Source organism: Roseivivax jejudonensis (genome assembly GCF_900172265.1).
In the GTDB taxonomy this organism is placed as follows: Bacteria; Pseudomonadota; Alphaproteobacteria; order Rhodobacterales; family Rhodobacteraceae; genus Roseivivax; species Roseivivax jejudonensis.
Genome location: NZ_FWFK01000006.1, coordinates 273,597 through 281,817 on the forward strand (window position 1 = coordinate 273,597; position 8,221 = coordinate 281,817).

Consider the following 8,221-nt stretch of genomic DNA (forward strand, 5'->3'; position numbering starts at 1 on the left):
GCTGCCGGTGTTCGCGGCGTCCGCCCCGAGACGCCGGACGATGCCGACCACCTGTCGTCTGCACTTGCCGCACCCGCCAGCCCGTCCGCCGTGTCGATCACCAACAGGCCGATGCGCGTTGTCGTCACTTCGGGGCCCCTTGCGACTCAACAATGAGAGGTCCCGGATCCCGAGGCGCACGGCCCTGCGTCAGCCGGCGAAGACCATCGTCGTCGTGACGCCTTCGCCCTCGCTCTCCACGTCCATGTCGCAGTCGAGCTCCATGCAGACGATCTCGGCGATCTTCATGCCGAGCCCGCGCGGCGACTGCTCCGCCTCCTGCGGGAGGCCGACGCCATCGTCAGAGCACACGAGGCTGATCATGTCGTCGGCAGTCTGGGTGATCTCGATCCGCACGCGACCCGTGCGACCGTCCGGAAACGCGTGCTTGAAGGAATTGGCCACGAACTCGTTGACGAACGTGCCCACCGCCGCCGCCTGCGCGGACCCCACGACGATCTCCTCGGCCGCGACCTCGAGACGGACACCGGCCGGCGCGATTCCTTCGAGGTTGCTGCAGATCCGGTTGAGGAAATCCGACATCTCCACGGTCATGTGCGCGTTCGTGGTGTAGAGCTGCTCGTGCAGCTGCGTCAGGGAGTCGACGCGCGTGGTAATCATCGACAGCGCGAGTTTCGCGTCCTCTGACGCGAACGCCCTCTGCTGCAGCCGCGCGAAGGATGCCAGCGACTGCAACGAGTTCTTCACCCGGTGATCGACCTCCTTGCGCAGCACGTCGGCCATGCGGGCGGCCTTCTGGTTTTCGAGCAGCGTCATGACCTGGCGCGCCAGCACGCGCAGCGTATCGCGCTGCAGCGGCGTCAGCGCGCGCGGCGCGTAATCGAGCACGCACAACGTCCCGAGCGGCAGCCCCTCGTCGGTCTTGAGGAGCGCGCCGGCATAGAACCGGAGCCCGGGGTCTCCGCAGCACAGCGGGTTGTCCTGCATCCGCGGATCCTCGAGCGTGTCGCGGATCTCGACGAAATCCTCTTCGAGAATGACATGCGCGCAGATCGACGTCGCGATCGGCGTCTCGCGCACGCCCAGTCCCGTTTCGGCCTTGAACCATTGTCGCTCGGCATCGATGAAGTTGATGACCGAGATCTGCGTTTCGCAGATCGCGGCCGCGAGCTTCACGATGTCGTCGAATTCCTGCTCCGGATCCGTGTCGAGAACTTCGAACGAATGCAGCGCAGACAGCCGCTGATCCTGGCGAGGGTGAAGTGCAGCCTCCATGACGGGGCTCCGATCATTGGTGAGTTGCGTGCGGCCCTCTGGGCCGGGGGCGGTCCGAGCGTAACACACATTCCGGACATGCCATGTTATTCGCCTCGGAGTCGAAACATGATTTTCGAAACGGGTCAAATCGGGCCCGCGAAAGCGCTTTCGGGCCATCGTTCGCGGCGGGCTAGAGCGAAGGCGGCAGGCGGTACATCCCGGGCGTTGCGGGCCGGATGCGGCTCGCATCCGCTGCGGCTCCGCTTTCGCCGACTCGGGCCGGTCTGCGGCGCGGTCGACGCGACCGAGCCAATGCGTCGCTTGTCCGCGACGACACCGCCGGCCCACCGGCTGGGCAGTCTCGCGCCCCGCCCTGCCCCCGAGGCGTGCGGCAGGCTTTTCCGGCGCTGGCGCGCGCGCTACGCCTGACACCCAAGGGCGCAGCCGCCGGCCGGGGCCGGCGCGCGGGTCTCGACGTACACCGGGGGAGCGATGCAGGGCGACCATGTGAAATCGGCGGCGCGCGTGCTGGAGATCCTCGAGTTTTTCGCCGACCACCGCCGCCCCGCGCGTATGAGCGTTCTGATCCGCGCGCTCGGCTACCCGCCCTCGAGCATGACCGGGTTGCTGCGCACGCTGGTGGCCCGCGGCTACATGGACATCGATCCCGACACGCACGAATACATGCCAACGGCCCGGCTGATGCAGCTGACGCGCTGGCTCGGCACCGGCGGATACGAAGAAACGGTCGTGCTCGACGCGATGCACCGCCTGCGCGACCGGGTCGACGAGCCGGTGGTGCTGGGAGCGCCGGTCGGGTTGCACATCGAGTACGTGATGTCGTTGCATCGCTCGGACGGCGTCAATTCCCACATTCGGCCCGGCGACCGGCGACTGATGATCCAGAACGGGATCGGCTGGCTGCTGCTGAGCCGGATGCCCCGGTCCGACGCGCTGCGCGTTCACGAGGGCACCGTGGCGGCGGGGCTGCTGCAGGCGGACGACTTCGACCGGGCATCCTACGAACAGACCCTCGACCGTCACGAAGACACGGACGTGTCGGTGCTTCATGCCCGCGACCTGATCGCGCCCACGGCCCATTGGAACGCCTCGATGGTGGCCGTTCTGATCCCGGTGCCCGACGGGCACGCCCGGCCGCTCGGGGTCGGCGTACACGGGCCGACGGCACGCATCATCGATAAGACCCCGGTCCTGATCGATGCGTTGCGCGGTCTGGTCCGCGACCTCCACGCCCAGATCCACGGCAGCGCTTCACATATGTGAAAGCGATCCCGCTCCCGGGGCTTCCGATTGACACGCAGGGCCGACGCGGAAACCTGAGGGTGACGAGCCGGGAGGAGACGACATGACCGACACCACCGCCGAAACCGGCCCGCCGCCGGGCGGGCGCATCTGCATTGTCGGCGCAGGCTTCATGGGGTGCGTCATCGCGACGATGTACGCGCATCACGGCTACGAGGCCGTGCTGTGCGACCTGCGCTCCGACCTGCTCGACAGCTTTGCCGAGCGGGCACGGCCGATCGCCGCCACGTTCTCGGACGATGCCGCGACGGTCGATGCGATCCTCGGGCGGGTGACGACGACCACCGAGTTACCCGAGGCGGTCGAGGGCGCCTTCATGGTGCACGAGGCCGTGCAGGAGGCGTTGGAGGCCAAGCAGGCGGTGTTCGAGACGCTCGACACGCTCTGCCCGCCCGAAGTCGTTCTGGCGACGAACACGTCCTCGCTGCTGCTGTCGGACATCGCGGCGCGGGTGACGCACAGGGCGCGGGTGCTCGGCATCCACTACATCACGCCCGCGCACATCATCAGGGCCGTGGAGATCATCCACGACGAGACGACGCCGCCGGAGCTTGTCGCCTGGGGCCGGGCGTTCGCCGAGAGCATCGACCACGTGGGCGTCGCCACGCCCGAGCGGCCGGGCTTTCTCATCAACAAGATCCAGTTCGCGATGCTGACCGAGATCTATCGCCTCGTGGACGAGGGCATCGCCAGCCGCGACGACATCGACGCCGCGGTCCGGCTGAGCATCGGGCCGCGACTGGCGCTGTGGGGCCCGCTTCTGACCGAAGACCTGATCGTGCCGAAATCGACCGCGCTGGCGGTGACGTACTCGCTCTACCGGCAAACCGGCGACGAGAACTTCAAGGGCCGCGACGCGTTGCGGGCGCTGGTGGACGCCGGCGATCAGGGCGCGATGACCGGCAAGGGCTGGTATACCTTCGACGCGCCCAACGCCGAGGTGGTCGAGGAACGCGACCGCCAGCTGACGGACCTGCTCGATTGGCTGAGGGATCGTGACGCGGTGACCCGCCTCAAGGTGCGTTAGGGTTTTTGAGGGTCGGCGGCGGTGTGCGGGGTGACATCGCCCCGCGCGAAATAGCGGCACAGGCCGCCGCGCTTCGCCGGACCGCCCCCGGCACGGCGGTTTGGCGGGAGTTGGTCGATCGCTCCGGCGAAGCCCCGACCCGGATGCCATAGATCCCTGTAGAAAATCTGTCGCATTGCCGCACCGCGCCGCATCGGTGCGCGGCTTGGTCGATGGCTGAGTCAGGACGCGAGACGTTCCACAGCCGCGTCCACCGAGGTGAGATCCGCGTATTTCGCGGCCATGTCGGCCAGCGACTGGCGATGGGCGTCCTGCCACCGGTCGGCCACCGCGTCCTCGACGACGATGGGCCGGAACCCTAGCTGGATCGCATCGACCACCGTGGCCCGCACGCAACCGCTTGTGCTGAGCCCGGCCACCACGAGCGTGTCGATGCCCGCCGAGGTGAGCCGGCTCGCCAGATCCGTGCCGAAGAAGCACGACGCGTATTTCTTGGTGAGGACCGGGTCGGTCGGGGTGCAATCGAGCCGTGGATCCATCTCGACGCCCGCGCCGCCGTCCACGAGATCGCCGAGTGTTCCGATCTTGCGCGCCCAGAGACCGGCATCCGACAGGTCCGGCCGGTCGTAGGCGACGCGGGTGAACATGATCGGCACGCCGCCCGATCGCGCCGCACCGACCAGCCGGTTGACCGCCGACACGAGCGCGGTGCCGTCCGACCCGAGCGGGCGATCGGCCTCGGTAAAGGCGCGCGTGACGTCGATGACGAGCAGGAGAGGCCGCGCGCCCCACCCCATGTCATTGCCGAAGCCATCGGTGGATGCGGGTTCGGTCATCGCTTGCCTCCTGTCGCGCGGTGTCGGGTCAGAGCATCGAGGGCAGAACGGTGGTCAGCCCCGGGAACAACGCCAGGATCACCATTCCCAGCATGTAGAGCAGAACGAACGGCCACGCGGCCGAGAACACCTTGGCCAGCGTCGCGTCCTCCCACGCGCTTTTGAGCGCGAAGAGAGTATAGCCGAACGGCGGGGTCATGCCGCCCACGGTGATGTTCACGAGAAACAGCAGCCAGAACCAGATCGGGTCGAACTGCAGCCGCTCGATGATCGGCAGGTAGATCGGGATCACGATCAGCATCAGCGCGATCTGGTCGACGAACATGCACAGCAGGAACGGCAGCGCCATCAGCAGAAACAGCATCATCCAGCGCGACACGTCGAGCCCCACGACCCACTCGGTCATCGCCGTCGCGCCGCCGGTAAAGGCCAGCAGTTGGCTGAAGAGCTTCGACGAGGCCATGATGAACAGGATCATCGCCGACACCTTGACCGACGCGGCAAGTGCCTCGCCCATCATGCGGAAGGACAGGTTGCGGTAGATCGCGGCGGTCATCAGCGAGCCGACGACGCCCATAGCGCCAGCCTCGGTCGGGGTCGCGATGCCCATGAGGATCAAGCCCATCACCATCAGGATGATGATCGAGAACGGCACGATGCGGATCAGCGCCCAGAGCTTCTCACGCGCCGTCGGGATCGGCGCGTCGTCGGTTTCAGCGGGGGCGAGCGACGGGTCGAGCCAGGTGCGCACGAAGCAGTAGGTCAGGAAGATCGCCGCGAACATGAGCCCCGGCAGAATGCCCGCGATCAGGAGCCCGGCGATCGACACGCCGGCGAGCGTGCCGATGATGATGACCAGAACGCTCGGCGGGATCAGCGGCGCGAGGCTGGCGCCGGCGAGGATCGTGCCTGCCGACATGCGCGCGTCGTATCCGCGCGACACCATGCCAGGCAGCAGCGACCGCCCGAGCATCGCCGCGACGCCCATCGCCGCGCCCGAAAGCGTGCTGAACACCGTGGCGAGAAGGATCGACAGGACGTACTGGCGCCCGCGCACGCGCCCCACCAGCGTGTCGATTGATCGGAAAAGGACCTCGACGGAGTTCGATCGGAACAGCACCTCGCCCATCAGGATGAAGAGCGGGATTGTGACCAGCGATTGTGCCGTCGTCGTCTCGTAGAGGCTGCTGGCGAACATGCCGTAGCCGGTCGGCCCCATGATGACCGCGACCGCGACGAGGTTGATGCACAGGAACGCCGCAAAGACCGGCAGGCCGGTGGACATCAGGACCAGCAGCAGGGCGACCCCGGTCAGGACCGCGCCGATACCCTCAACCATTCTGCGCCTCCGGCGTGGGCGGCGCGAAAGCGAGGCGCAGGAAGTAGAGCCCCGAGTTCAGGAAACCGTAGGTGATGAACACCGACAGCGTCCATTTCGGGATGCGCACTGTGGTCAGCGTCACGGTGCCCCGCTCGAACAGGTAGATGTTCTCGCCCAGGCAGATCCAGCCGGCCCACAGGCAAACCAGGGCCGACACGAAAAAGCCCGCGCGCAGGATCGCGTCGCGCGCCGCCGGGATCATGTCGGGCAGGATGGTCACCGCGACGTGCCCGCCCTCCCGTGTGAGCCACGGGCCCGTCGCGAAGACGGAGATCAACAGCAGGAACGAGACGAAGTCGCTGGCCCACATGGTCGGGGCGCCGAAGGCGTAGCGCGAGATCACCTCGAACGTGTAGATGACCACGATCGCGCCGAGCGCCGTCGCGCCGAGCATGAAACCGGCCCAGGTGATCGCGTCCTGGATGCGCAGGATGGATCGCATGCGGGTATGCCCCTCGGAAATGGGATGCGGGGCCGGTGACCGGCCCCGCGCCTATGGTCTGTCGGGTGGCTCAGCCGTCGACGCCGGCCTCGGTGGCGAGACCGCGGATCTCCTCGACCGCCTCGGGATTCTGCGTCGCCGCGAGGTCGAGCGTGCCGGTGAACCAGGCGCCGCTGATCATCTCGCCCATCTCCTGGCTGAGTTCGGAGACGGTCATGCCCTCGGTCTCCAGCGTTTCGCGCTCCGACGCCGCCAGTTCGTCGAACAGGCCGTTGGCCTCGAGCTCGAAGCTCTGCGCCGCGGCCTCGATCTCCGACCGGGTCTGATCGTCGAGTCCGTTCCACGTTTCGAGGTTCATCAGCACCATGTGCGACACCTGCCCGAAGGTCGGACGCATCATGTAGTCCGCGACCTCGAACCACTTGTAGGCCACCGCACCGACGGTCGGCCACGCCGCGCCGTCGACGACGCCGCGCTCGAGCGCCGGGTAGATCTCGTTGCCCGGCAGGACCACGGGCGAGCCGCCGAGGGCCTCGATCACCGGGTGGTAGATCGGCGTGCCGCGGATGCGGCGGCCTTCGAGCGCGTCCTCGCCGACCTCGTCCTTCAGCATGATGTGGTAGCCGTTCAGGTCGTAGAGCACCGCGATGAGCTTCAGCCCAAGCTCCTGGTACTGCGCGTCGACCGCCTGCCAGACGCCGCCCTCGCGAAGGTCCTCGGTGGTGCCGTTCATCGCGTCGAGCGTCATGCCCACGGCGATCTCGTTAAAATGGTAGGCGCCGTTGGTGTAGAGCATGTCGAACAGGCCACGCGACACAGGGTCGAGCTGCTCGAACGGCGGCACGGTTTCGGGGCCCAGAACGTTGATGCTTATGTCCGCCGTCGTCTCTTCCTCCAGGCGTTCGATGAACGGCATCAGCACGTCGCCGACCGCGGCATAGCTGGAATCCCAGCCGGCGAGCAGGCGCAGGTCCTGTGCCGACGCCGTCGTGCCGAGGGACAGAGCGGCAGTCGCCGCGAATGCGGCGCGGGTGAATGTATTCATGTTCGTCCTCCCTGTTCTGGCCCCCGCCGCGCCCTTGCAGGACGCGATCCTCCGGCGAGCCTTCCGAAAAGCATAGCGATCTAAGTTCTCATGACCAATGCGCGATGACGGCCACCGAGGAGGGTGCGGCAAAGTTTTCATATATGTGAAAAGTCCCGCGACAGCCGCCGATACGGTGGGCCGCGCCGGGCCCGTTCGCCTATGTTGACGACGGGAGGAGACGACACCCGGACACCCGAGCCGGGGTCTCGGCGCGCCAGCGGCGCGACCGGTTTCCTCTCGTGACGAGACGCGAGATCGCGAGGAGCCCCGCATGACGCTTTCCCACGACGAGATCCGGCAGATCCTCGCCATCGTCGAGGGTTCGGCCTTCGACAGTATCGAGATCCGCATGGGCGATGTCAGCATCGCGGCCAGCAAGTCTGCCCCGCTGCGCCCGATTGCGGCCGAGCCTGCGGCGCCCGCCCCGGCCCAACCGGGCCCGACACCGGCTCCCCCTGCCCCGGCGCCTGCGCCCGCCGCAGCGGAGGCCCCGGCCCCGCCGGCCGCGCCCGCGGGCGGCACCGACGGATTGGTCGAGGTCAAGGCGCCGATCGTCGGCACCTTCTACGTCGCCCCGGAGCCCGGCGCCCCGCCCTTCGTGCGCGCCGGTGACGCCGTCGACGACGAAACGACCGTGGGCATCATCGAGGTCATGAAGGTGTTCAACAACGTCCGGGCCGAGTGCCGGGGCACGGTCGAACGCTGCCTTGTCGAAGACGGCGCCTTCGTCGAGTTCGGCCAGCCGATCCTGCTCGTCCGCCCGGAGGCCTGAATGGCCCTGCGCCGTGTCCTCGTCGCCAATCGCGGAGAGATCGCGGTCCGGGTGATCCGGGCCTGCCGGTCGCTCGGGATCGAGACGGTGGCGGCC

At 67.7% G+C, this 8,221-nt stretch carries 9 protein-coding genes; 4 read left to right on the forward strand and 5 right to left on the reverse strand.

All coding sequences use genetic code 11. The annotated features are described in order from the left end of the window. Nucleotides 1-189: 189 nt before the first annotated feature. Nucleotides 190-1,275, reverse strand: a complete 1,086-nt coding sequence (locus tag ROJ8625_RS16680) for a histidine kinase dimerization/phosphoacceptor domain -containing protein (protein ID WP_085793060.1) — start codon at nucleotides 1,273-1,275, stop codon at nucleotides 190-192. A gap of 474 nt (nucleotides 1,276-1,749) precedes the next feature. On the opposite strand from ROJ8625_RS16680, the gene ROJ8625_RS16685 reads away from it, so the two are divergent. Both ROJ8625_RS16685 and ROJ8625_RS16690 read left to right on the forward strand, forming a co-directional pair. Continuing rightward, nucleotides 1,750-2,541: an IclR family transcriptional regulator gene (locus ROJ8625_RS16685; protein ID WP_085793061.1), complete on the forward strand. Its 792-nt coding sequence runs from the start codon at nucleotides 1,750-1,752 to the stop codon at nucleotides 2,539-2,541. Nucleotides 2,542-2,623: 82 nt separating this feature from the next. Continuing rightward, nucleotides 2,624-3,607, forward strand: coding sequence for a 3-hydroxyacyl-CoA dehydrogenase family protein (locus ROJ8625_RS16690; protein WP_085793062.1), 984 nt, complete (start codon nucleotides 2,624-2,626; stop codon nucleotides 3,605-3,607). Nucleotides 3,608-3,828: 221 nt separating this feature from the next. Here ROJ8625_RS16690 and ROJ8625_RS16695 read toward each other — a convergent pair whose 3' ends face one another. The 4 genes from ROJ8625_RS16695 to dctP all read right to left on the reverse strand — a co-directional run bounded on the left by ROJ8625_RS16695 (nucleotide 3,829) and on the right by dctP (nucleotide 7,311). After that, the gene (locus tag ROJ8625_RS16695) at nucleotides 3,829-4,443 is read right to left on the reverse strand and encodes an isochorismatase family protein (protein WP_085793063.1); all 615 of its coding nucleotides are present in this window, start codon (nucleotides 4,441-4,443) and stop codon (nucleotides 3,829-3,831) included. Nucleotides 4,444-4,471: 28 nt separating this feature from the next. Continuing rightward, on the reverse strand, nucleotides 4,472-5,782 hold the full coding sequence (locus ROJ8625_RS16700; RefSeq protein ID WP_085793064.1) for a TRAP transporter large permease: 1,311 nt from the start codon (nucleotides 5,780-5,782) through the stop codon (nucleotides 4,472-4,474). Further along, nucleotides 5,775-6,266 carry a TRAP transporter small permease gene (locus tag ROJ8625_RS16705; RefSeq protein ID WP_085793065.1) on the reverse strand — a complete coding sequence of 164 codons (492 nt, stop codon included), beginning with the start codon at nucleotides 6,264-6,266 and terminating at the stop codon, nucleotides 5,775-5,777. Before ROJ8625_RS16705 ends, ROJ8625_RS16700 begins: the two co-directional genes overlap by 8 nt. A gap of 70 nt (nucleotides 6,267-6,336) precedes the next feature. Next, nucleotides 6,337-7,311 carry a TRAP transporter substrate-binding protein DctP gene (gene dctP, locus ROJ8625_RS16710; RefSeq protein WP_159456792.1) on the reverse strand — a complete coding sequence of 325 codons (975 nt, stop codon included), beginning with the start codon at nucleotides 7,309-7,311 and terminating at the stop codon, nucleotides 6,337-6,339. 313 nt (nucleotides 7,312-7,624) lie between these two features. On the opposite strand from dctP, the gene accB reads away from it, so the two are divergent. Then, the gene (gene accB / locus ROJ8625_RS16715) at nucleotides 7,625-8,125 is read left to right on the forward strand and encodes an acetyl-CoA carboxylase biotin carboxyl carrier protein (protein WP_085793077.1); all 501 of its coding nucleotides are present in this window, start codon (nucleotides 7,625-7,627) and stop codon (nucleotides 8,123-8,125) included. Further along, the coding region (locus ROJ8625_RS16720) for a biotin carboxylase N-terminal domain-containing protein (protein WP_143535158.1) at nucleotides 8,126-8,221 on the forward strand (96 nt) is incomplete at its 3' end.